At 36.9% G+C, this 24,670-nt stretch carries 20 protein-coding genes and 1 riboswitch; all 20 genes read left to right on the forward strand.

Going from position 1 to position 24,670, the window contains the following annotated elements:
* Positions 1-137: 137 nt before the first annotated feature.
* Positions 138-2,246, forward strand: a complete 2,109-nt coding sequence (locus tag CUC15_RS09405; RefSeq protein WP_114916418.1) for a polyribonucleotide nucleotidyltransferase — start codon at positions 138-140, stop codon at positions 2,244-2,246.
* Positions 2,247-2,828: 582 nt separating this feature from the next.
* Positions 2,829-3,770, forward strand: coding sequence for a polysaccharide deacetylase family protein (locus tag CUC15_RS09410; protein ID WP_114916419.1), 942 nt, complete (start codon positions 2,829-2,831; stop codon positions 3,768-3,770).
* Positions 3,771-3,828: 58 nt separating this feature from the next.
* The gene (locus CUC15_RS09415; RefSeq protein WP_114916420.1) at positions 3,829-5,052 is read left to right on the forward strand and encodes a M16 family metallopeptidase; all 1,224 of its coding nucleotides are present in this window, start codon (positions 3,829-3,831) and stop codon (positions 5,050-5,052) included.
* Positions 5,053-5,123: 71 nt separating this feature from the next.
* Positions 5,124-5,363 (forward strand): YlmC/YmxH family sporulation protein, encoded by a 240-nt coding sequence (locus CUC15_RS09420; protein ID WP_114916421.1) that lies wholly within the window; start codon positions 5,124-5,126, stop codon positions 5,361-5,363.
* A gap of 492 nt (positions 5,364-5,855) precedes the next feature.
* The gene (gene dpaA / locus CUC15_RS09425) at positions 5,856-6,740 is read left to right on the forward strand and encodes a dipicolinic acid synthetase subunit A (RefSeq protein ID WP_114916422.1); all 885 of its coding nucleotides are present in this window, start codon (positions 5,856-5,858) and stop codon (positions 6,738-6,740) included.
* Entirely contained in the window at positions 6,737-7,327 is a 591-nt protein-coding gene (gene dpaB / locus CUC15_RS09430) for a dipicolinate synthase subunit B (RefSeq protein WP_114916423.1), read from the forward strand. Before dpaA ends, dpaB begins: the two co-directional genes overlap by 4 nt.
* Before the next feature lie 54 nt (positions 7,328-7,381).
* Positions 7,382-8,428, forward strand: coding sequence for an aspartate-semialdehyde dehydrogenase (gene asd / locus CUC15_RS09435; RefSeq protein ID WP_114916424.1), 1,047 nt, complete (start codon positions 7,382-7,384; stop codon positions 8,426-8,428).
* Positions 8,429-8,710: 282 nt separating this feature from the next.
* Positions 8,711-9,916 carry an aspartate kinase gene (gene dapG, locus CUC15_RS09440; RefSeq protein ID WP_114916425.1) on the forward strand — a complete coding sequence of 402 codons (1,206 nt, stop codon included), beginning with the start codon at positions 8,711-8,713 and terminating at the stop codon, positions 9,914-9,916.
* A gap of 106 nt (positions 9,917-10,022) precedes the next feature.
* A complete protein-coding gene (dapA, locus tag CUC15_RS09445) occupies positions 10,023-10,889 on the forward strand; it encodes a 4-hydroxy-tetrahydrodipicolinate synthase (protein ID WP_114916426.1) in 867 nt (288 codons plus the stop codon).
* 97 nt (positions 10,890-10,986) lie between these two features.
* The gene (locus CUC15_RS09450; protein ID WP_114916427.1) at positions 10,987-11,703 is read left to right on the forward strand and encodes a ClpP family protease; all 717 of its coding nucleotides are present in this window, start codon (positions 10,987-10,989) and stop codon (positions 11,701-11,703) included.
* Positions 11,700-11,906, forward strand: coding sequence for a YlzJ-like family protein (locus CUC15_RS09455; RefSeq protein WP_114916428.1), 207 nt, complete (start codon positions 11,700-11,702; stop codon positions 11,904-11,906). The genes CUC15_RS09450 and CUC15_RS09455 overlap by 4 nt, the downstream gene beginning before the upstream one ends.
* 123 nt (positions 11,907-12,029) lie before the next feature.
* The gene (locus CUC15_RS09460) at positions 12,030-14,288 is read left to right on the forward strand and encodes an FtsK/SpoIIIE family DNA translocase (RefSeq protein WP_114916429.1); all 2,259 of its coding nucleotides are present in this window, start codon (positions 12,030-12,032) and stop codon (positions 14,286-14,288) included.
* A 226-nt stretch (positions 14,289-14,514) separates the two neighbouring features.
* A riboswitch (purine riboswitch) is annotated at positions 14,515-14,615 on the forward strand.
* A 348-nt stretch (positions 14,616-14,963) separates the two neighbouring features.
* Positions 14,964-16,070, forward strand: coding sequence for a BMP family lipoprotein (locus CUC15_RS09465; RefSeq protein WP_114916430.1), 1,107 nt, complete (start codon positions 14,964-14,966; stop codon positions 16,068-16,070).
* Between the two features lie 247 nt (positions 16,071-16,317).
* Positions 16,318-17,856, forward strand: coding sequence for an ABC transporter ATP-binding protein (locus tag CUC15_RS09470; protein WP_114916431.1), 1,539 nt, complete (start codon positions 16,318-16,320; stop codon positions 17,854-17,856).
* Complete coding sequence (locus CUC15_RS09475; protein ID WP_114916432.1) at positions 17,846-18,895, forward strand: ABC transporter permease; 1,050 nt, start codon at positions 17,846-17,848, stop codon at positions 18,893-18,895. The genes CUC15_RS09470 and CUC15_RS09475 overlap by 11 nt, the downstream gene beginning before the upstream one ends.
* Positions 18,896-19,849 (forward strand): ABC transporter permease, encoded by a 954-nt coding sequence (locus CUC15_RS09480; RefSeq protein ID WP_114916433.1) that lies wholly within the window; start codon positions 18,896-18,898, stop codon positions 19,847-19,849.
* Positions 19,850-19,967: 118 nt separating this feature from the next.
* Positions 19,968-21,257 carry an EF-P 5-aminopentanol modification-associated protein YfmF gene (gene yfmF, locus CUC15_RS09485; RefSeq protein WP_114916434.1) on the forward strand — a complete coding sequence of 430 codons (1,290 nt, stop codon included), beginning with the start codon at positions 19,968-19,970 and terminating at the stop codon, positions 21,255-21,257.
* On the forward strand, positions 21,250-22,533 hold the full coding sequence (gene yfmH, locus CUC15_RS09490; protein ID WP_114916435.1) for an EF-P 5-aminopentanol modification-associated protein YfmH: 1,284 nt from the start codon (positions 21,250-21,252) through the stop codon (positions 22,531-22,533). Before yfmF ends, yfmH begins: the two co-directional genes overlap by 8 nt.
* Positions 22,534-22,542: 9 nt before the next feature.
* Positions 22,543-23,259, forward strand: a complete 717-nt coding sequence (ymfI, locus tag CUC15_RS09495) for an elongation factor P 5-aminopentanone reductase (RefSeq protein WP_114916436.1) — start codon at positions 22,543-22,545, stop codon at positions 23,257-23,259.
* Positions 23,260-23,868: 609 nt separating this feature from the next.
* The gene (locus CUC15_RS09500; protein ID WP_114918425.1) at positions 23,869-24,660 is read left to right on the forward strand and encodes a DUF3388 domain-containing protein; all 792 of its coding nucleotides are present in this window, start codon (positions 23,869-23,871) and stop codon (positions 24,658-24,660) included.
* Positions 24,661-24,670 lie beyond the last annotated feature (10 nt).

Here is a 24,670-nt window from a genome sequence, read left to right on the forward strand (position 1 = left end):
TAAAAAGCAGGAGAAATCCTGCTTTTTCTATTATTATAAGGTATAATACATAAGATAAAGAAAATCGAATTTACTTTTTTTCATTTAAAATATAAAATGGAAAATATATCGTGGTAATGAAAGGAGCACTTTAACTAATGGCAGAAGAAAAACACGTATTTTCTACAGAAATTGCTGGAAAAACATTTACTGTAGAAATTGGAGAATTAGCGAAGCAAGCAAATGGTGCTTGTATGGTCCATTATGGAGATACATCGGTACTTGCAGTTGCAACAGCTTCAAAAGAACCAAAAGATTTACCATTTTTTCCATTAACAGTTAACTATGAAGAACGTTTATATGCAGTAGGAAAAATTCCTGGAGGCTTCATCAAACGTGAGGGTAGACCAAGTGAAAAGGCAATCCTTAATTCACGATTGATTGATCGACCAATTCGCCCACTGTTCCCAGATGGATTTAGAAATGAAGTCCAAGTAATTAGTATGGTCATGAGTGCTGATCAAGATTGTCCATCCGAAATTGCAGCAATGATTGGATCATCTATTGCATTAGGTGTTTCCGATATTCCATTCGCTGGTCCGATTGCAGGGGTACATGTTGGAAGAGTTGACGGTGAATTTGTCATTAATCCAACTGTTGAACAAGCTGAGAAAAGCGACATTGAATTAACAGTAGCAGGAACGAAAGATGCGATTAATATGGTTGAAGCGGGTGCATTTGAAGTACCTGAAGAAATCATGCTAGAAGCAATCCTTTTCGGTCACAAGGAAATTGTTCGTCTTGTTGAGTTCCAAGAGGAAATTGTAAAACAAATTGGCTTAGATAAGTTTGAAGTAGTGATATCTGAGTTCAATGAAGCGCTGGTTGCTCGATTGGAAGCAGAAGCAAAGGCTAAATTGCATGAAGCAATCCAAGTTCAAGAGAAGCATGCAAGAGATGATGCGATAAACCTTGTGAGAGAAGAAGTGCTAGCTTCATTTGAAGACGAAGAAGATATCAAAGAAGTTAAATCCATTTTAGATAAAATGGTGAAAGAAGAAGTACGACGATTAATTACGGTTGAGAAAATTCGTCCAGATGGAAGAAAAATTGACGAAATCCGCCCGTTATCATCTCGAGTACATTTACTACCAAGAACACATGGTTCTGGATTATTTACACGTGGACAAACTCAAGCACTTAGTATTTGTACACTTGGAGCATTAGGTGATGTGCAAATTTTAGATGGACTTGATTTAGAAGAAACAAAACGATTTATGCACCATTATAATTTCCCGCAATTCAGCGTCGGGGAAACAGGGCCTATTCGAGGGCCAGGCCGTCGTGAAATTGGGCATGGCGCATTAGGTGAGCGTGCACTAGAAAAGGTAATCCCATCTGAGAAGGAATTTCCATATACGATTCGTTTAGTTTCGGAAGTACTAGAATCAAATGGATCTACATCCCAAGCAAGTATTTGTGCTAGTACATTAGCTATGATGGACGCAGGTGTGCCAATTAAAGCGCCAGTTGCGGGAATTGCTATGGGCCTAGTGAAAACTGGCGATGATTATACTATTTTAACGGATATTCAAGGTATGGAAGACGCACTTGGTGACATGGACTTTAAAGTTGCTGGAACTGCAAAAGGTGTCACTGCATTACAAATGGATATTAAAATCGAAGGATTATCCAATGAGATTTTATCAGAAGCATTGGCACAGGCTAAGAAAGGTCGTATGCAAATCTTAGATTCCATGTTAGCTACGATTAATCAACCAAAATCTGAGCTTTCTGAGTATGCACCTAAAATCTTAACAATGGAAATAAATCCAGATAAAATCCGTGATGTTATTGGACCTGGCGGGAAGCAAATTAATAAAATCATTGATGAAACAGGCGTTAAGATTGATATCGAACAGGATGGTAAAGTCTTTATCTCCTCAACAAACGCATCAATGAATAAAGAAGCACAGAAGATTATTGAAGACATTGTTCGAGAAGTAGAAGTTGGGCAAATGTACCTAGGTACTGTTAAACGAATTGAAAAATTCGGAGCATTTGTTGAGCTGTTTAAAGGTAAGGACGGACTCGTTCATATCTCTGAATTAGCAGAAGAAAGAACAAATAAAGTTGAAGACGCCGTATCTATTGGCGATCAAATCATGGTAAAAGTAAAAGAAATTGATCGTCAAGGACGAATTAATCTATCTCGCAAGGCTGTTTTAATTGAAGATAGAGAACGAAAAGAGAAGGCAAATCAATAATTTATATAAAGTTTGAAAAAGGAAGCTGGAGAATCAGTTTCTTTTTTTATACCCATTTTTTTGTGGCAATATATAAAGTGCAATCTAAATAGGTGCGATATTAATTTTCGCTCTTGAAACAGTAGGTTTTCCCCGGGAAAAGTGGTCTGCTCCATCGAAAGAAGACAGCTTCCAACGGATTTTTAGTCGTTGCTTTTCCGAAAGAGTATCCTGTCCTACGATCCAATCATCAACAGCCGTAAGAGAGTGTAATGCTGCACCTGAACTGATGGAAAAAGGTAGCTAACGAACAATTCCGGCGGAAAAAATACACGTAGACTCCTGCGGGAAGAAGAGCCTAGGTTAGACTTCGAAGCGCGCTAGCATAAGAAGGCTCACTAGTTCCCCGCGGAAAGCGAAGTGTATTTTCGGAGCGACTGGCCCAAGAGTATTTGATATTCTAAGTTATTTCGCACTTTACATCTACTCGTTACTATTAATTTCCAGAAAGTGTAGACTTTAAGAAAACAGCATTGGAAAATGATTTGTATTGGTATAAACCTGTCCATCCTATGCATAAAGATGTATGGGAGGGATAAAACGATGAAACACTATCGTAAGTATGTTAATTTATTTATTTTTACAATCCTAGTCATTTTAACATTCAATTCGCAATATAATCCATTTCAGATACGAGACGTTCCGATCTTCTCACAAAATAAAAAAGAAGATGCCTTGTATCAAGAGATTTTAGACAAACAATCAAACTATCAGGAACAACCGCAAAACGCTTATATTGATGACGTCTGGAAAAAAACACCAGGAAGAAATGGACTTGCGGTTGATGTTGATAAATCCTATGAAAAAATGAAAGGAGCAGGGATATTTGATGACTCCTTACTCGTTTATAAGCAGATAGAACCAGAAATCTCGCTTTCTGACCTTCCAGCTTCACCAATTTATCGTGGACATCCAGATAAGAAAATGGTTGCTTTAATGATAAATGTATCCTGGGGAACTGAGCATATTCCTTCAATATTGAAAACACTGCAAGAGAATAAAGTGAAGGCAACGTTTTTTATTGAAGGAAAGTGGGCAAAGGAAAATTCTGAATTAGTTAAAATGATTGATGAACAAGGCCATATTATTGGTAATCATGCATATAACCACCCTGACATGGCAAGAATATCCAACCAAGATATTGTTGAACAAATTGCACAAACTAATGAAATACTAAGTGCAATAACAGAGAAAACACCAAAATGGTTTGCACCTCCAAGTGGAAGTTTTAATGAACAGGTAGTACAATCTGCTTATAACCTAAAAATGGAAACGATTCTATGGACAGTAGATACCATTGATTGGAAGAAACCATCTGTATCTGTTATGATGAATCGAGTAAATAGTAAGCTGCATCCGGGAGCAACAATCTTAATGCATCCTACCCCTGTTATCGCTGAAGGACTTGATTTATTGATTAAAAGTATTAAAGAAAATGAATATCGAATTGGCACTATTGATAAACTATTAAGTAACGATAGATAATGGAAATGATGTTAGCTGGTATAGTGAAGCCTTGATTCAAATTATAGGAGGAACCGTATTGATAGATAAACATAATTGTAAAAACGGAGTTAGAATTGTATTGGAAAAAATACCTGCTGTACGTTCAGTAACCATTGGTATTTGGGTGTTAACAGGTTCTCGTAATGAGGATAACCAAAATAATGGTATTTCCCATTTTATTGAGCATATGCTTTTTAAAGGTACTAAGACGAGAACAGCTCAAGATATTGCGGAAGCATTTGATGCTATTGGTGGACAAATAAATGCGTTCACATCAAAAGAATATACTTGTTTCTATGCGAAAGTATTGGATACTCATAAGGAGCATGCATTAGAAATTTTGGCAGATATGTTCTTTAACTCTACTTTCAACGAAGATGAAATGGAACGGGAAAAGAAAGTAGTATTTGAAGAAATTAAAATGTATGAGGATACACCAGATGATATAGTCCATGACTTATTAGCAAGGGCGTCTTTCGGAAAGCATCCATTAGGTTATTCAATCTTAGGTACAGAGGAACAATTGAAATCCTTTAAACCAGATGATTTACGCACTTACATTAAAGACCGTTACACACCTGATAATGTTGTTATTTCTGTTGCGGGAAATGTTGAAAAATCTTTTATAAATAATATTGAAAATTATTTCGGTTCCTATCAGTCGAAAAACAGCCAATCGACCATTTTGAAACCAACTTTCTTAGCGAATAATATTGAACAATTTAAGGATACAGAGCAAGCACATTTATGTTTCGGATTTAGCGGGCTCCCAGTTGGTGATGAAAATGCGTACAGCTTGGTCATAATGAATAATGTGTTAGGCGGTAGTATGAGCTCAAGGTTATTTCAGGATGTCAGGGAGAAGCAAGGTTTAGCCTATTCCGTATTCTCTTATCATTCATCGTTTTTAGATAATGGATTATTAACGATCTATGCTGGTACTGGAAAAGAACAATTACCGCTACTTCGGGATACAATCAAGCAGACTGTAGAGACCCTGATTGATAAAGGGGTAACGGATAAAGAATTACATAATAGTAAGGAGCAATTAAAAGGGAATCTAATGTTAGGCCTAGAAAGTACAAGCAGTCGAATGAATAGAAATGGCCGGAATGAATTATTATTACAACGGCATCGTACATTGGATGAAATGATACGTGAAATTGATGCAGTTAGTCATGAGTCGATTCAAAAAGTAATTGATTCCACCTTTAATAAACCGGCTTCCATGGCATTGATTGGACCAGATAAAATGAATTAATAAGACTATCTAACATAGCTGCTCTTTACTCGCATATATATGTATTACATAGTACAAATGGGGGTAATGCGATGCGTTTCAAGGATATCAGCGGCAAAGAGATTGTCAATGTAAACGAAGGTACACGACTCGGGATATTAGGACAAACCGATTTAGAAATTAATGAGCAGACGGGACAAATCGAAGCTTTTATAATTCCAAATTATAAGTGGTTTGGATTAAAAAAAGAGGGAGATGAAACGAAAATCCGTTGGCAATCCATTAAAAAAATTGGTGAAGATATGATTATGGTAGAAACAGACACATTTTAGTGCGGGTTCAAAAGGAGGATAAAAAGACCGAGTCGGTTAAGAACGCATCGTCCTGATGCAACACCGACACTAGCACGTCCTGTGCGTCGAAAGTTCGAGGCGGCGTAGCTTTGAGTAGCGGGCTTTCACAGGATGTGGTGACTTCTGCGTTGTCCAGAGGACGTGGACGGTTTTAGTAGAATTTCCTTTAATGTTTTAGCGTGAGCAAACGATCTTGCACGCAGGAAAAGGGTTTTCTTTTTCAAGGAACGGAAAAGAAAGCCAACTAGAAACATCGATGTGTCATTTTTACCGGACTTTTTGAACATCCTCTATTATAAAATCTTTAGAAACTGGCTGAGCCCAGTTCCAATAAGACTTAGGCTAATATCACAAAGCGGTGATATTGGCCTTTTACTTTTTTATTCAAAACTCCTTATCACTCTCGGGCGCTCTCGACATAAGCTATTAAGAAGATATTTTAGGAACTTTAGGTTTGGAGGGTATTAGATAATGAGTCAAATAATTGCGGTGATTGGTGGCGATGCCAGGTACCTGGAATTAATTCGGCAATTACAAACGCTACCGGATGCAATCATTATGCTAGTTGGCTATGATAAGTTGGAGCAAGGTTTTATCGGGCTAAAACAGGTAGACTTTAATGAGCTAGAGCTAGATAAACTGGATGCGATAGTTTTACCAATTACTGGAACTGATTCAGAGGGATATGTAGAGACGATATTTTCCGATCAGACGATCCAATTAACGAAAGAATGGTTTGACAGGATTAAGGAATCGACTATTGTTTTTACTGGAATCTCAAATGATTATTTAAATGCAATTTCTGCTAATGCTGCTATCTCACTAATTCCATTATTGGATCGTGATGATGTGGCAATTTATAATTCCATCCCTACAGCAGAGGGTGCGATAATGATGGCCATTGAAAATACGGATTACACAATTCATTCTTCGCGTGTCATTGTCACTGGTTTTGGCAGAGTTGGAAACACAGTTGCGAATAAGTTCTCAGCTCTTGGTGCAAAAGTGGCAGTCAGTGCTAGAAATATTAAGGATTTAGCAAGAATTAATGAGATGGGATTAACGGCATTTCCGCTCGAAAAATTATCCGATTTTACAAGAGAATGCGATTTATTAATAAATACCATTCCAGCGCATGTCGTTGACCAAAAGGCGATTCAACAACTGCCTACAAGTGCAGTGATTATTGATCTTGCTTCAAAACCGGGTGGTACTGATTTTGAATATGCACGAAAACGTGGAATAAAAGCAATCTTAGCAAGAAGTTTACCAAGTATTGTTGCACCGAAAACGGCGGGGAAGATCTTGGGTGATGTAGTGAAACAAATTTTGATGGAAGAAAGGAGTACATCATGAGCTTGGCTGGTAAACGAATTGGATTTGGTTTGACAGGATCTCACCATACGTATAGCAAAGCATTTAAGATAATGGAAAAGCTTGTTTCTGATCAGGTCGAAGTGATTCCTATTGTTTCTCACACCGTAATGACTATGGATACGAAATTTGGTAAGGGTGCAGAGCATATTGAAAAGATAGAAGCAATCACTGGAAAAAAAGTAATTTCGACTATTCCAGATGCAGAACCACTTGGTCCCGATTATCCACTCGATTGTTTGATCATTGCCCCGCTGACAGGTAATTCATTAAGTAAGCTTGCGAATGCTCATACCGATAATGCGGTTTTGATGGCAGCCAAATCAACGATACGTAATGAAAAGCCAATTATTTTAGGAATTACAACCAATGATGCACTTGGATTAAATGGAGTAAATTTGATGAGATTAATGAATAGCAAACATGTTTACTTTATTCCATTTGGTCAAGATAATCCTTTCAAAAAACCTAACTCATTAGTAGCAGATTTGGATTATTTAGAAGCAGCTGTAAATTCTGCGCTTGAAGGTAAACAACTCCAACCCGTAATTATTCCTTTTATTCGCTAAAGTGTGATAAGATAGTAAAAATATTAGAAATACATTACAGGAGGAATCTTACAAATGACAGTAAAAACAACATATAATGTAGCAGTAGTCGGAGCAACAGGAGCCGTTGGGCAAAAAATATTGAAATTATTGGCGGAGAAGGAATTTCCAATAAATGAAATTAAACTATTATCTTCAAAGAGATCGGCAGGAAAAATCATATCTTTTAATAATAAAGATGTGACAATCGAGGAAGCGACGCCAGAAAGCTTTGAAGGAATTGACATCGCACTATTTTCTGCTGGAGGTTCAGTTTCGAAAGAACTTGCACCAGAAGCAGTAAAACGCGGGGCAGTTGTAATCGATAATACAAGTGCATACCGAATGGCAGAAGATGTACCGCTAGTTGTACCTGAAGTAAATAAAGAAGCAATTAAAGACCATAAAGGAATTATCGCAAATCCAAATTGCTCAACAATCCAAATGGTAACTGCGCTAAAACCAATTAAAGAGCAATTTGGTTTAAAACGTGTCATCGTATCAACATATCAGGCTGTTTCTGGAGCAGGCACCCAAGCAACAGTTGAATTGCAGAAACAGGCTAAACAGTATCTAAATAACCAAGAATTAGAAGCAAATATTCTACCGGTAAAAGGTGATGAAAAGCACTATCCGATTGCATTCAATGCATTGCCACAAATCGACTTATTTGATGAAGAAGGCTATACATTTGAAGAAATGAAAATGATTAATGAGACAAAGAAAATATTGGATGATCAGAATTTATCTGTTGCTGCTACATGTGTACGTCTTCCGTTTTTCACATCACATGCGGAAAGTGTCTATATTGAGGTAGAAAAAGCTGGCGTAACGGTTAAAGACCTTTGGAAAGAATTAGATTCAGCAGACGGCGTAATATTGGAAGATGATCCGGCTACACAAACTTATCCTACGCCATTAAGTGCTGCGAATAAAGAAGCAGTATTTGTCGGACGTGTTCGTAAAGATTTAGATAATGAAAATGGTTTCCATCTATGGGTTGTGTCAGATAATCTTCTTAAAGGCGCAGCACTAAACACAGTGCAAATTGCACAATCGGTAATTAAAAATAATTGGCTGTAACATTGATGCAAGTGTAAGTTGAACTAATGTCGTGAAGAAGATTTTCATTTAAAAATCTTCCAACTTTGATGGCATTACAACTCAGGAAGAAAATTGTTCATCACTTGTGAGGCCACACTAGCTCTACTAAGTTGTGCTTCGTGTCCTTCTGGAGCGGCAGCCAAGGAAGCAAATCCCATTTAAAGTTAGTTTGCACTTTATTTACATTTAGCAACAAATTATCCAAAATGAGTCTAATTGTTCAAACATCCCCCATAAGGAAATAATGATAGAGGTGTTACGATGCAGCTACTAGTTCATAAATATGGTGGTACTTCCGTGCAATCTAAGGAAAACAGACAACATGTTATCAAACACATCAAAGATGCATTAGTACAAGGATATAAGCTAGTTGTTGTTGTATCTGCACTGGGGAGGAAACCAGACCCATATGCAACAGATACATTACTCGGATTGGTTGATTTCCCCGCAAATCAGAACGCAAATCGTGAGCTGGATTTGTTAATGTCATGCGGTGAAATTATTTCTTCTGTTGTATTAACAAGTGAATTAATGAATCACCAGATAAAAGCATCAGCACTAACTGGTGCACAAGCAGGAATCATTACTACAATGGATTTTAATTATGCAAGAATAAAAAAGGTAGAAACAAAAAGAATATTACATGAGCTACAGCAACATGATGTTGTTGTTGTTGCAGGTTTTCAAGGACAAACAGAATCAGGGGAAATTACTACAATTGGTCGTGGTGGCAGTGATACCACTGCGGCAGCCCTTGGAGCTGCGTTATTTGCTGAGCAAATCGAAATATTTACAGATGTAAATGGTGTCATGACAGCAGACCCCAGGCTTGTAGAAAATGCAAGGCATCTAGAGTCTGTTTCGTATACCGAGATTTGTAATTTAGCTTATCAAGGTGCAAAGGTAGTACACCCAAGAGCAGTAGAAATTGCGATGCAGGCAAATATTCCGATGCGTATAAGATCAACATATACAGACTTACCTGGAACCTACGTCACTTCAGCAACCAGTCATGAGATCGAAATTGCTGATCGCTTGATTACTGGTATCGCTCATATATCATCGATATCACAAATTAAAGTACAAACAAAGGAAGCGGCATACAGGGTACAATCAGAAGTTTTTAAAGCAATGGCTGAAGCAGGAATATCCGTTGATTTTATCAACATGTCGCCAACAAGTGTTATCTATACGATCCCTGATTATCTTACCAATCAAGCGGTTTCTATTTTGGAATTATTAGGTTTTCATCCTGAAATTACGGAGAACTGTGCAAAGGTATCTGCAGTTGGTGCAGGTATGACTGGTCAACCTGGTGTTATTTCAAAAATCGTTCAAGCGCTAACTGACGCTGGTATTGAAATTTTGCAATCTGCGGATAGTTATACGACAATTTGGGTGCTTGTAGTGAAGGAAGATTTAAATAGAGCGGTGAATGCATTACATGAAGTGTTTGAACTTAGTTGAGAGGATGTTTAAAAAGTTCAGTTAAAATTTATCCTCCTTATTAACCACGCACTAATTTTAAATTGTGAGGTAGGTAAGCCAATAAATATGAAAGGTTGGATATCTCATGAATTTTGGCAGGCTTTTAACAGCTATGGTTACTCCATTTGCTCCAAATAATCAAGTTGATTTTGAACAAACAACGAAGCTGATTGAATATCTCCTTGATAATGGAACTGAGGGATTGATTGTAGCGGGGACAACAGGGGAATCTCCTACTTTGACACACGAAGAAAAGGTTCAATTATTTAATCATGTTGTAAAAGTAGTGGGAAATCGTGTTCCTGTAATTGCTGGAACAGGTGGGAATAGTACTCAAGCTTCTATTGCTCTAACTAAAGAGGCTTCCGCATGTGGAGTTGACGGTATATTACTCGTTACTCCTTATTACAACAAACCAAATCAACGTGGTTTATATGAGCATTTTAAAACAATTGCCAATGAGACGACATTACCAATCATGCTTTATAATATCCCAGGTCGATCTGTCATCAATATGGATGCAGGAACCGTGATCCAGCTAAGCAAAATCGAGAATATTGTATCATTAAAAGAAGCCGGATTAGATCTCGACCAAGTAGCGACTATTATTGAAAACACAGATGATAACTTTAGTGTGTATAGTGGGAATGATAGTATGACATTACCAATGCTCGCAATAGGTGCAAATGGCATAGTTTCTGTATCTTCCCATATCATCGGAAATGAAATGAAAGAAATGATTGATTTATTTTTTCAAGGTAAAGTAAAAGAATCTGGAACATTGCATCGTACATTAGTTCCAGTTATGAATGGATTATTTAATTCACCGTCACCAACGCCAGTTAAGGCTGCATTAGAAATGAACGGTATTGCTGTTGGTAGTGTTCGTTTACCGTTAGTAGACCTGACTGAAAATGAGAAAGCAAAATTAAAATCGCTATTAATTCATTAAAAATATCGGCTTATGAGGCCGATATTTTTTTGTTCGCATGTATCCAATTAATTACGCTAATACTAAGCCTATATAATCAAAAGGAGTGTGCGTAAATATGGATAAGGATTTAGAGAAAAAAGATGAACAGGCAAACGGATCCTCTTTAGTACAGAAAATACAAGCATTAGGGCAAACAACGGTCCCACAAGCGCCTGATTCCAATATTCATGTTTTATCAATTATTGGTCAAGTAGAAGGTCATATGCAATTACCTCCACAAAATAAAACAACGAAGTATGAACATCTGCTCCCACAATTAATCGCCATTGAACAAAATCCTAAAATTGAAGGATTGATCATCCTGTTAAATACAGTAGGTGGAGATGTTGAAGCAGGACTGGCACTTTCTGAAATGATTGCCTCAATTTCTAAACCAACTGTTTCAATTGTATTAGGTGGTGGGCATTCGATTGGTGTCCCAATAGCGGTGGCAACAAATTATTCCTTTATTGTTCCAACTGCAACAATGACAATTCATCCAGTGCGTTTAACAGGACTCGTGATTGGCGTGCCACAGACTTTTGAATACTTGGACAAAATGCAAGAAAGGGTCGTTCGATTTGTAATTAACCATTCAAAAGTGAAAGAAGAAAAATTCAAGGATTTAATGTTCGCCAAAGGGAATTTAACTAGAGATATTGGTACAAATGTAATCGGCATTGAAGCAGTTGAATGTGGATTAATCGATGAAGTTGGTGGAGTAAAAGAAGCAATGCAGAAATTAAATGAATTGATTAATGGTACGAATATAGAAAACCAGGTGATACAATGATACTTTATACACCTTTAGCGATTACAGACATCTACCCAGATATATCCAATACATTTGAAAATCGAACATATATAGAATATGAGGGAAAACTGATCGCGGTCGATAAAAATACTGATGGATCATACCAAATGATCCAGCTTTTATCAACAGATCCCCAAGATTTCTTAAATGATAATTACGCTCCTGGGACGATAATAAAATAACCAAAATATGTTATAATAGGTTCGACTGTAAAAATAGGACAGACCCTTGCCATGGTATTGGTAAGGGTTTACTATTTAAGTGATTAAGGATAGTTGGATAGAAGTAAGATAGAGGTGGTAGAAATGGCAAAGAAACGGAGAAAACGAAGAAATAGTAAGCAATCAAAACTATTAAAATATGAATTGCTGGGGTTATTATTTATCTTTTTGGCTATATTTGGTAGTGGTGCAAGTGCGATTAGTGATGGTGCAATTCCAGGTGGACTTGAGCATTTATTTCGCTTCTTTTTAGGAATTTGGTATTTTATAGCGTCGGTAGTTTTATTAATTACGGGGGTCAGCTTACTTGTAAGGAGAAAATATCCTAACTTCTTAACAAAAAAGATGGTTGGATTTTATTTTCTATTAGCAGGTATTCTGCTTATAACCCATATTCAAGCATTTGAAAGATTGCTAATTTTCCCTGGAGAGGTTTCAATTATCGGAACGACTTGGGATAATTTCTTTCAATTCTTAAATGGACAGGGAACTTCCATGCAAACCGGTGGAGGGATGATTGCGGCAATCATTTTTGCATTCTGTAATTATTTATTTTCGTTGGCAGGAGCAAAGATTGTCGCTGTTTTTTCAATGTTGATAGGATTAATCTTTATTACAAATCTATCAATCAGTGAGTTATTCGGTAAGATCTTTAAAAATGCAAAGGAATCTACTTTTAGTTTCTATGAAAAATGGAAAACGAGAAGAATGGACAAGAAGAACCAGAGAGAAGAAAGGATACTTCAATCTGAGATTATGAACGATAAGAATACAGATGAAGAGCCGATAATGGATGATTTTCCAGAGGTTGCTTATTCAACACCAATGGCAGACGAGATAAAGATAGACGAGGCAGAACAGAAACCTGAACCGGAGCTCGAAAGTGATCCGCCGATGCATATGGCAGAGACAGAGAATTTCGATTATATTTTGCCATCTGTTGATCTATTAGAGGAGCCACTTCCAAGTGGTCAGCATCAAGAAAAGTCTGAAGTACAAGCAACGGTTAGAAAGCTGGAGCGTACCTTCAAGAGTTTTGCTGTTAAAGCAAGGATTACTAAAGTGCATGTCGGTCCAGCTGTTACAAAATATGAAGTTTCGCCTGAAGCAGGGGTAAAGGTTAGTAAAATTGTTGGGCTGCATGATGACTTAGCACTTGCGCTTGCTGCAAAGGATTTAAGAATAGAAGCTCCAATTCCAGGTAAGTCAGCAGTTGGAATTGAAGTGCCGAATAAAGAGATTTCTATGGTATCGCTCCGAGAGGTATTTGACAGTACATGGAATAATAAAGCTTCTAAACTATTAGTAGCGCTTGGACGAGACATTTCTGGCGACGCAGTATCTGCAGAGCTAAATAAAATGCCACATCTGCTAATTGCTGGTTCCACCGGTAGTGGGAAAAGTGTATGTGTTAATGGAATCATTACAACCATACTGATGAGAGCAAAGCCGCATGAAGTGAAAATGATGATGATTGATCCGAAAAAAGTAGAATTAAATGTATATAATGGCATTCCACATTTACTTGCTCCTGTAGTAACCGATCCGAAGAAGGCTTCTCGCGCACTGAAAAAAGTTGTTTCAGAGATGGAAAGAAGATACGATTTATTTTCAGATACTGGCACTCGTAATATTGAGGGCTACAATGAATATATTCGTAAACATAATTTAACTGCAGAAGAAATTCAGCCGAATTTACCATATATTGTAGTTATTGTTGATGAATTAGCGGATCTAATGATGGTTGCTTCTAGCGATGTCGAAGATTCAATTACAAGACTTGCACAAATGGCAAGGGCAGCAGGAATTCATTTAATTATTGCTACGCAAAGACCATCTGTAGATGTTATTACAGGTGTAATAAAGGCGAATATTCCATCCCGTATTGCCTTTAGTGTATCATCACAAACAGACTCTCGGACGATTTTAGATTCAGGGGGAGCAGAAAAACTCTTAGGTAGAGGAGATATGCTATTCCTTCCTGTTGGTCAATCGAAACCAACAAGAATTCAAGGTGCATTCTTAACTGATGAAGAGGTAGAAAGAGTAGTAGATCACTGTATTGACCAACAAAAAGCATCCTATCAAGAAGATATGATTCCTGACGACACTGAGGATACGGTTGAAGAAGTAGAAGATGAATTATATGATGATGCGGTCAGACTTGTCACGGAAATGCAAAGTGCGAGTGTATCGATGCTTCAGCGCCGATTCAGAGTTGGCTATAACCGGGCTGCCCGATTAATTGACGCAATGGAAGCTAGAGGCGTCGTTGGACCATACGAAGGTAGCAAGCCTAGGACGGTATTAGTCTCACAACTGAGCGAAGAAATAACATCTTAAAGTGCATATTTTACTAACTTAAGTGCCTTAGTATAGCAGGCTAGAAATATAATAGCTTTCTTATCAAAAACATGACGGATAACGTTTCAATCTTCTAAAGAATTATCCGTATTTAAATAATATCAATTTTCAATTAATCAAAATCCGTATATTAACCAAAATTAAGTAGAAAACGTTCGATTTTTTATTGACAGTTTCATAGTATGTTTGTTATGCTTATCTAGGAAAAAAGATACAAATAATATCTCATATATTTACTAAGGATATGGCTTAGAAGTTTCTACCTAGCACCGTAAATGCTAGACTATGAGAAAGATGAATCATTGTGAACTACAATGATCTGGTTTAGTGGAGCTTATTCATCTTCTCTCATCATTTGAGGAAGTTGAATAGGCTTTTTTAATACCATGTTTTGTCATTTCTTGAGTATACGATGCATAAATCATAGAAGTGACCTATGAAGTTTTTTGAATTATTTTTTAGAATATTCAGAAATTTCTACCTAGAGATCTCAGAGTGATAATCTACTTTTTCTACGGTTTTTAATGACATTCTATTCGGAATATTCTACTAGTTTACAATTACTTTTAGGGAGGTGAGTGCTAAAATATTTGAAATGATGTAGTCCAAGTAAATAGTATGCTAGAAAAAAATATTATCGGGGGTTAATTTACAATGAAAAATAGCAAAATTGCCTTATTGTTCGCTTTGATTTTAGGTCTAGGAATATTCTTAGCTGCATGTGGTAGCAGTTCAAGTGACAAAGATACGGAAACTAAAGAAAATACAAGTGGCAGTGAAGGTGAAGTAACAGATTTCAGTATTGCAATGGTAACAGACCAAGGTGGAGTTGACGACAAGTCGTTTAACCAATCAGCTTGGGAAGGATTGCAAGAATTTGGTGAAGAAAATGGATTGACAAAAGGTAACGGTATTGATTTTGCGCAATCTAATGGACAAGCAGACTTTATGCCAAACATTACACGTTTAGTTCGTGATGAGTATGATGTAATTCTTGCTACAGGATTCCTGCTAAAAGAGGATATTCAAAAAGCAGCTTTACAGTTCCCAGATTCAAATTTTGCAATCGTCGATGAAACTGTTGACGCACCAAATGCTGCAAGTCTTGGATTTGCAGAACATCAAGGTTCATTCTTAGTAGGAGTTGCCGCAGCTCTTAAATCAGAAACTGGAAAATTAGGTTTTGTTGGTGGAATTGATTCTCCACTAATCCAAAAGTTTGAAGCAGGTTTTACTGCTGGTGCTAAATCTGTTAATCCTGATATTTTGGTCGATGTACAATATGCAGAACATTTTAGTGATGCGGCTAAAGGGAAATTGATTGCATCAAACATGTATGATAATGGAATTGATGTTATCTATCACGCTGCCGGCGGTACCGGTAACGGGGTATTTAACCAAGCGAAAGACATCAAGCAGAATGATCCTGAACGTCAAGTATGGGTAATCGGTGTTGACCGTGATCAGCATGAAGAAGGTCAAATTGGTGAGCATAATGTAACTTTAACATCTATGGTTAAACGTGTAGATGTTGCAGTAAAAGAAATTGCTAACCTAGGAAAAAATGGCGAATTCCCTGGTGGAGAGAAGTTGGAATTCGGTATTGAAGAAGATGGAATTGCTGTTACTACAACTAATGAAGAAGCTATGACGGAAGATATTATTAAAGCTGTTGATGAATGGCAAGAAAAAATTCTTAACGGTGAAGTAGAAGTTCCCACAAATCGTGAAGAATTAAAAGCATTTGAAGAATCACTTTAATTAATTAACGGAAGAAGGCTTAACAAAAGCCTTCTTCTATCATGATTGCTATTATTCCTAAGATCATTAAATAAAGAGGAGCTACATTGATTAGCCTTTTTTCTTTAATGATTTTACTAGAAAAATCATTAGAAACTAAGGTTAAACAAGCTTTTAGATGACAGCCTTAGTTGCAATTATGTAGTGAGAAAGTGTTTATACTTTCTTACCTACTTAAAATATTCATATTTTAATAGAGGTGAACTTAGTGGAGTACGTGATTGAAATGTTAAACATCCGTAAAGAATTCCCTGGTATTGTTGCAAATGATGACATTACAATCCAATTAAGAAAAGGTGAAATTCATGCTTTATTGGGTGAAAATGGAGCGGGGAAATCGACACTAATGAACGTGTTATTCGGTTTATACCAGCCTGAAAAGGGTGAAATTCGTGTTAATGGCACAAAGAAAAATATTACGAGCCCGAATAAAGCGAATGAACTAGGGATTGGCATGGTACATCAACACTTTATGTTAGTAGAACCGTTCACCGTTACGCAAAATATTGTTCTAGGAAAGGAACCTAGAAAAAAAACGGGTGCGATTGATATTAATAAAGCTAGAAAAGAAATTCAGGAGCTTTCTGACCGTTATGGATTACGAGTAGATCCAGATGCAAAAATAAGTGAAATTTCTGTTGGGATGCAGCAGCGAGTTGAGATTCTTAAAACACTCTATCGTGGGGCAGAAGTACTTATTTTTGATGAACCGACAGCAGTTTTAACACCACAGGAAATTAAAGAGTTAGTAGAGATATTAAAGTCCCTAACAAGAGAAGGAAAATCAATTATTCTAATCACGCATAAATTAAAAGAAATAATGGAAGTGTGTGATACATGCACAATTATTCGAAAAGGAAAAGGAATTGGAACTGTTAATGTAGCGGAGACAAATCCAATCGAACTTGCTTCTTTAATGGTAGGTAGAGAGGTTAACTTTAAAACAGAGAAGAAAGCTGCTGAGCCAAAAGAGAATGTTCTTGAAATAGAGAATTTATATGTAAAGGATTCTCGTAAGATAGATCTTGTTAAAGGGTTAGATCTTAATATTCGCTCAGGAGAAATTGTTGGGATTGCAGGTGTGGACGGAAATGGACAATCCGAATTGATTGAAGCAATTACAGGTTTGAGAAAAGCAAAATCTGGTTCTATCAAATTAAAAAATAAAAATATTACCAATCTATCACCAAGAAAGATAACAGAAAGTGGTGTTGGACATATTCCAGAGGATAGACATCGATTTGGTCTTGTGCTGGATTATTCAATTGGTGAAAATATTGTATTACAAACATATTATAAAAAGCCTTATTCCAAAGTGAAAATATTAAATTATAAAGAAATATATAATAAGGCTGAACAATTAATTAAAGAGTATGATGTACGAACACCGAGTGTTTATACAAAAGCTCGAGCATTATCTGGTGGAAATCAACAGAAAGCAATTATCGGTCGTGAAGTAGACCGCTCACCAGATCTATTAATTGCAGCACAACCAACAAGAGGGCTAGACGTAGGAGCAATTGAATTTATTCATAAAAAATTGATTGAAGAACGCGACAAAGGAAAAGCAGTTCTGCTTGTTTCGTTTGAATTGGATGAAATTCTGAATGTGAGCGATCGAATTGCTGTCATGTTTGACGGTAAAATTGTTGCTATTGTAAAGCCTGAGGAAACAAATGAGCAAGAGCTAGGTATGTTAATGGCAGGCAGTAAGGTTAGTGGGATAGGTGAAGCAAATGGCAAATAATAAACGGTTATTTACAATGTTAATTCCAATTATATCCGTATTACTAGGTTTGAGCGCAGGGGCAATTATCATGCTTGTCTCAGGTTATAATCCGATTACAGGTTATATTGCCCTATGGAATGGTGCTTTTGGCGATGCTTACACGATAGGGGAAACAATAAGACGCACGACACCGTATATATTGACGGGTCTTTCAATTGCTTTTGCATTCAGGTCTGGTCTATTTAACATCGGTGCTGAAGGGCAAGTAATTGTCGGCTGGCTTGCAGCGATATGGGTAGGACTTGCTGTTGATGCACCAATGATTATCCATTTGCCATTAGCTATCCTAGCTTCTGTCACTGCTGGTGCACTATGGGCATTTGTTCCAGGGATTTTAAAAGCAAAGCTAGGCGTACATGAGGTTATTGTTACGATTATGATGAATTATATTGCGCTATTCAGTGCGAATGAAATTATACGTAAGGTATTAACGGATGGTGGTACTACTACAGAACCAATCGCTGCTACTGCATCACTCGCATCTCCTTGGCTGCAAAGTATAACCTTTTATTCGAGGATGCACTATGGAATCCTAATTGCATTATTCGCAGCTGTTATTATGTGGTTTATTATTGAAAGAACAACATTAGGATATGAACTGAAAGCAGTTGGCTATAACCAACATGCCTCTAAGTATGCTGGTATGAACGTTAGTAAGAATATTGTACTGACAATGGTTATTGCTGGAGCATTTGCAGGCTTAGCAGGTGCAATGGAAGGTTTAGGTACATATGGTACCATATCCGTAATGTCTGGAAATATTAATATCGGTTTTGATGGTATTGCAGTTGCATTACTAGGTGCGAATAATCCGTTCGGAGTTGTGTTTGCTGCGTTCTTGTTTGGAGCATTAAAAGAAGGCGCTGGTGAAATGCCAACAGGTGCAGGTGTGCCTACAGAATTGGTCGATATTATTATTGCCTTAATTATTTTCTTTGTTGCATCGAGTTATATTATTCGTTGGGCATTACTTCGTTTTAAAAAGGGGGAGAAATAAATGTTTGATATTTTGCAATCAATCGTACCTACAGCATTATTTTATTCCGCTCCTCTAATATTTACTGCACTTGGTGGAGTATTTAGTGAAAGATCAGGTGTTATCAACATTGGTCTAGAAGGATTAATGGTTATGGGTGCCTTTGTTGGAATCGTATTTAACTTAACGTTTGCAGATGTATTAGGGGCGTGGACTCCCTGGGTATCGATAATTGTCGCAACAGCAGTTGGTGCAATCTTCTCGATAGTTCATGCTGTTGCATCAATTTCATTCCGGTCGGATCAAACGATTAGTGGTGTCGCGATAAATATGCTAGCTCTAGGACTAGGAGTATATTTAACGAAATTATGGTATGGAAAAGGGCAAACCGATATGGTTCAGCAACCATTCTATACAACAGATATTCCGTTACTTTCAGAGATTCCAATCATTGGTCCAATCTTTTTCCAAGGTGTATATGTAACTTCCTATCTAGCAATTATCGTTGCATTTATTGCTTGGTATGTTCTTTATAAGACTTCATTTGGTCTACGTCTTAGAGCAGTTGGAGAGCATCCAATGGCAGCAGATACCAATGGAATTAACGTTTATAAAATGCGCTATATTGGTGTAATTCTTTCAGGTGCACTGGGAGGGTTAGGTGGTTCAGTATTTGCACTGACAATTGTATCTAACTTCTCTCATTCAACAATTGTTGGACAAGGGTTTATGGCATTGGCTGCAGTTATCTTTGGTAAATGGCATCCATTAGGTGCAATGGGAGCAGCATTATTCTTCGGATTAGCACAAAGTCTAAGTGTAGTTGGTGCAGGAGTACCATTACTTGCAGATGTTCCGCAAGTATACCTATTAATTGCTCCGTACGTATTAACAATACTAGCGCTAGCAGGATTTATTGGTCGCGCTGAAGCACCTAAAGCAAGTGGAATTCCATATATTAAAGGAAATCGATAGATTGGTCTAAGATCTGCCAAGTAAAACTTGGCAGGTCTGTTTTTTTTACCGTATAATGGATGACAGTTGGTAAATTTGTGCAGAATAGGAATATAAATGAATGCTTGGAGGAAATAGCATGTTACATATAGAAGAAAGACGAAGAAGTGAAAATGGATTACAGTTACATTTTGTCCAAAGTAAAAAATATAAAACACTTAATATTGTTGCGAAATTAAGAGCTCCTTTGGATCGAGAGACGATTACAAAACGAGCATTACTTCCATATATCTTAAATCAAGGATCTAAACGTTATCCCAACAAGCAAGAGCTGCAATTAAAATTAGACGATTTATATGGTGCAGTCCTCTCAGTCGATGGAGCGAAAAAAGGAGACAATCATATTATTAGTGTCCGGTTGGAGCTTGCAAACCCTAAATTTATTCCGGGACAGACAGCGATTATTGATGAAGGAATCCGTTTATTCAGTGAGTTATTATTGGATCCGAACGTGTCTGAAAATTCCTTCGATGAGAAGATTGTAAATCGTGAAAAGAATACACTGAAAAGTCGAATCCAAGCGGTTAAAGACGATAAGATGAACTATGCAAATATGAGATTAATTGATGCGATGTGTGAGGGTGAAGCATACCAGCTTCATGTGCATGGGTATGAAGAAGATTTACAGGAGATAACTGCTGCAAATCTCTATGAATATTATCAGACATTAATAATAGAGGATAGTCTGGATATTTACGTCTTAGGGGATTTTGATGAGGATGAGATGAGCAGTAGAATCGCATCAATGTTCGAGCGAAAGAAAAATCAAGTTCGAGACATAAATCAAAGCAATGATTCCAAGAAGGATATCCAACCAAAAGAAGTTATCGAATCAGAAGATATTCAGCAAGCGAAATTACATATTGGTTATCGAACCAATACGACATTCAAAGATGAAGATTATGCTGCATTACAAGTATTTAATGGGATATTTGGTGGATTTCCGAATTCGAAGTTATTTATTAATGTAAGGGAGAAAAATAGTCTTGCATACTATGCATCTTCTCGAATCGAAAGCCACAAAGGTCTGCTATTTGTCTTCAGCGGGATTGCTCCAAAGGATTATGAGAAGGCGAAGGATATAATCCAGCAACAAATGGAAGCAATGAAAAAAGGGGATTTCACTGAAACGGATTTACAGGAAACAAAGGATTTAATTATTAATCAATTACTCGAAACGATGGATCATTCGCAAGGATTGATCGAGTTATTATATCAGCAAGTAATCGGTGATAGAATAATTACTCCAGAGCAGTTGATTGCTAATATCAAGCAAGTAACAAAGGAGCAAGTGACGAAGCTTGCAAATATAATTGAAGAGGACACCGTTTATCTTCTAACTAATGAAGGGGGACAAACTAATGAATAAAGCAGTACATCAAGATGTTGCTGAAACGATTTTTTCAGAGAAACTTGATAATGGATTAACCGTATACTTATTACCTAAAACAGAAATGGCAAAAACCTATGGGATTTTTTCTACGGACTATGGCTCAATCGATCAGCGGTTCGTTCCTATTGGTGAGCAAGAGATGATTACAGTTCCAGAAGGTGTTGCCCATTTTTTAGAACATAAATTATTTGAAAAAGAAGATCGTGATGTTTTTGCTGATTTTGGCAAACAAGGAGCTTCTGCGAATGCATATACATCGTTCACGAAAACAGCTTACTTATTTTCAGCAACAAGCAATATAGAAGAAAATGTTCAAACCTTAATTAACTTTGTTCAAGACCCATACTTTTCAGAAAGCTCTGTTGAGAAAGAAAAAGGGATTATCGGTCAGGAAATTACAATGTACGATGATCAAGCAGATTGGCAGTCGTTTATGGGAACAATCAAAAGTATGTTTAAGAACCATCCAGTAAACATCGATATCGCTGGAACAATCGAATCAATTACCGATATTACGAAGGATGATTTGTATACATGCTACAACACATTCTACCATCCGGAAAATATGACATTGTTTATAGCTGGTAACTTTGATGCCGAAAAGATGATGGGGCTTATTAAATCCAACCAAGCGGAAAAGACATTTAAAAAAATGGAACAGCTTGAGAGAGAGTTTCCTGAAGAACCAAGGGAAGTAGCGATGAAAGAAAATAAATTGATTATGCCTGTGTCAATACCTAAATGTACCATTGGTATTAAGGAATCAACTACAGCGTTAAGCAGTGAAGCTTTTCTGCAAAGAGATTTGTTGCAGAGTATGGTTGTCGATCATTACTTTTCGAAAGGGTCAGCTTTCTATCAAGAATTGTATCAAGCAGGGTTAATTGATACTAGTTTTTATTTTGAAACTACGTTAGAAAAGAACTTTGGCTATACATTGATTGGTACGAATACTGATCAACCTGAAAAATTTGCTGGAAAAATAAAAGAATTATTACTGTCAACGAATAAAAAGTCATTAACAACGGAAGAATTTGCAAGAATGAAGAAGAAAAAAATTGGACAATTACTTCGGTCAATGAATTCACTTGAATTCATTGCCAATAAATATATCCATTATCATACAATGGGTATTGATTTCTTTGATATCATTCCCGCAGTACAAGCGTTAAGCCTTGATGAGGTGAATGATTTTATTCGAAATTGGGTTGAAGAAGATCGACTCGCAGTCTGTACGATAACTGCAAAGTAAGGGGATATTATGGGGAAAAATGTACTTGTTATCGGTGCAAGTGGTGAAATTGGAATCAGCATCGCAAAACGGCTTGCTGAGGATGGACACCAATTAATCCTGCATTATAACCAAAATGAAGAGAGAATAAGTGAATTAAGAAAGCAACTTAATAATAATTCGATTCTCACTGCAATACAAGCGGATCTAAGCAATGAGTTAGAGATAGAAAAGTTTTTATCAAAACTTGTGTTTTCAGTAGATATGATTGTATTTGCAAGTGGGCGAGCACAGTATGGCGTTTTTCACGAAACGTCAAAAATGATAATGGATGAAATGCTAACATTACATGTAAAAGCACCATGGTTGATTACCAAAGCATTATTACCTAGTATGCTCCACAAGAAGTATGGGAAAATCATCTTGATTAGCTCCATCTGGGGTGAAGTTGGAGCAAGCTATGAAGTAATTTATTCCACGGTAAAGGGGGCACAAAACAGCTTTGTCAAAGCATTAGCAAAAGAAGTTGCCCCAAGTGGAATATCTGTCAATGGAATTAGTCCCGGCTTTATTGAAACTAAAATGAATCATCATCTATCTGAAGAGGAGAAAGAAATATTAATCTCTGACATCCCAATGAATCGGGCAGGAAAACCAGATGAAATCTCCCATGTTGTTTCCTTTTTATTAGATGACAGATCAAGCTATATTCAAGGTGAAATCATACGAGTAACAGGTGCTTGGTGAACATATAGATAATCATAGTAAATAATTACGAAGGCAGCCCTGGCTATGCCTTCGTTTTCATGATGATATTATTCATATTAGTCATGTCGTTGTTTCGATAAAATGAGAATTAATCAGGGGCAAAGTTGATTTCCGCTCAGGACAGTCGCTTTCCGCAAGCTCGAGCTGTTTCTGCAGGAGTCTCCTGTCCTTCGCTAAAATCAACGTCGTTAAGAGAGATAATGCCGACACATCTTATTAAGTAAATGATAAAAAATAATAACCGCACAATTCCAGCGGAAGAAATACACGGAGACTCCTGCGGGAAGAAGAGCCTAGGTGAGACTCTGCAGTGCGTCAGCACAAAGAGGCTCACCAGCTCCCCTAAGGTGCGCGTAGTGTATTCTGGAGCGATCAGTCCGAGTGCCCGTAGAATAATATACTAGTTCGCATTTTACACCAGCAAAACTATATCTATGTTATTCATCACCTGTTTAAGTAAATGCTGCCTATAAAAATATTAGTCTAATTCCTTTCCAACAAGTGAATTATGCATTATGATAGAACTAAATATTGCAATTATCGAATAGATTCGTTACCATTATATGAGTATGTAGTATGAAGGAGAATATTATGACGAAGGAATGGTACCTGGAATATGAAATTCTTATTAATCGCCCTGGACTACTAGGGGATATTTCTTCATTATTAGGGATGCTTTCAATTAATATAATTACCATTAATGGCGTTGAGAATTCTAGAAGAGGGATGCTTCTCCTTTCGAAATATGATGAAAATATTATGCGCCTTAAATCAATATTACAAACGATGGATACAATTGAATTAAGAAAAATACGTAAACCAAAACTAAAAGATAAAATGGCTGTCAGGCACGGGAAATACATTCATACGGATGCTGATGATCGTAAAACGGTTCGATTTGTTCGTGATGAGCTTGGATTATTAGTCGATTTCATGGCCGAATTATATAAGCAAGAGGGACATAAACTAATTGGGATTCGTGGTATGCCAAGAGTTGGGAAAACAGAGTCAGTTGTAGCTGCTAGCGTTTGCGCCAATAAACGTTGGTTATTTGTATCTAGCACGATGCTTAAACAAACAATTAGAAATAAACTAATTGAAGGCGAGTATAACGTTGATAATATTTACATTATTGACGGCATACTATCTACTAGACGAGCGAATGATAAGCATTGGCAATTAATACGAGAAATTATGCAACTGCCTTCAATAAAGGTTGTAGAACATCCAGATATATTCGTTCAAACAACAGAATATAAGCTTGATGATTTCGACTATATTATTGAATTACGTAGTCATGAAGGCGAAGAGATTACATATGAAACGGTTGAAAATCACTCTCCAAGTACTGCGAATGGCTTTTCCATGTTTGATTTCTGAAACGGAAGGT

The organism is Oceanobacillus zhaokaii (assembly GCF_003352005.1).
In the GTDB taxonomy this organism is placed as follows: domain Bacteria; phylum Bacillota; class Bacilli; order Bacillales; family Amphibacillaceae; genus Oceanobacillus; species Oceanobacillus zhaokaii.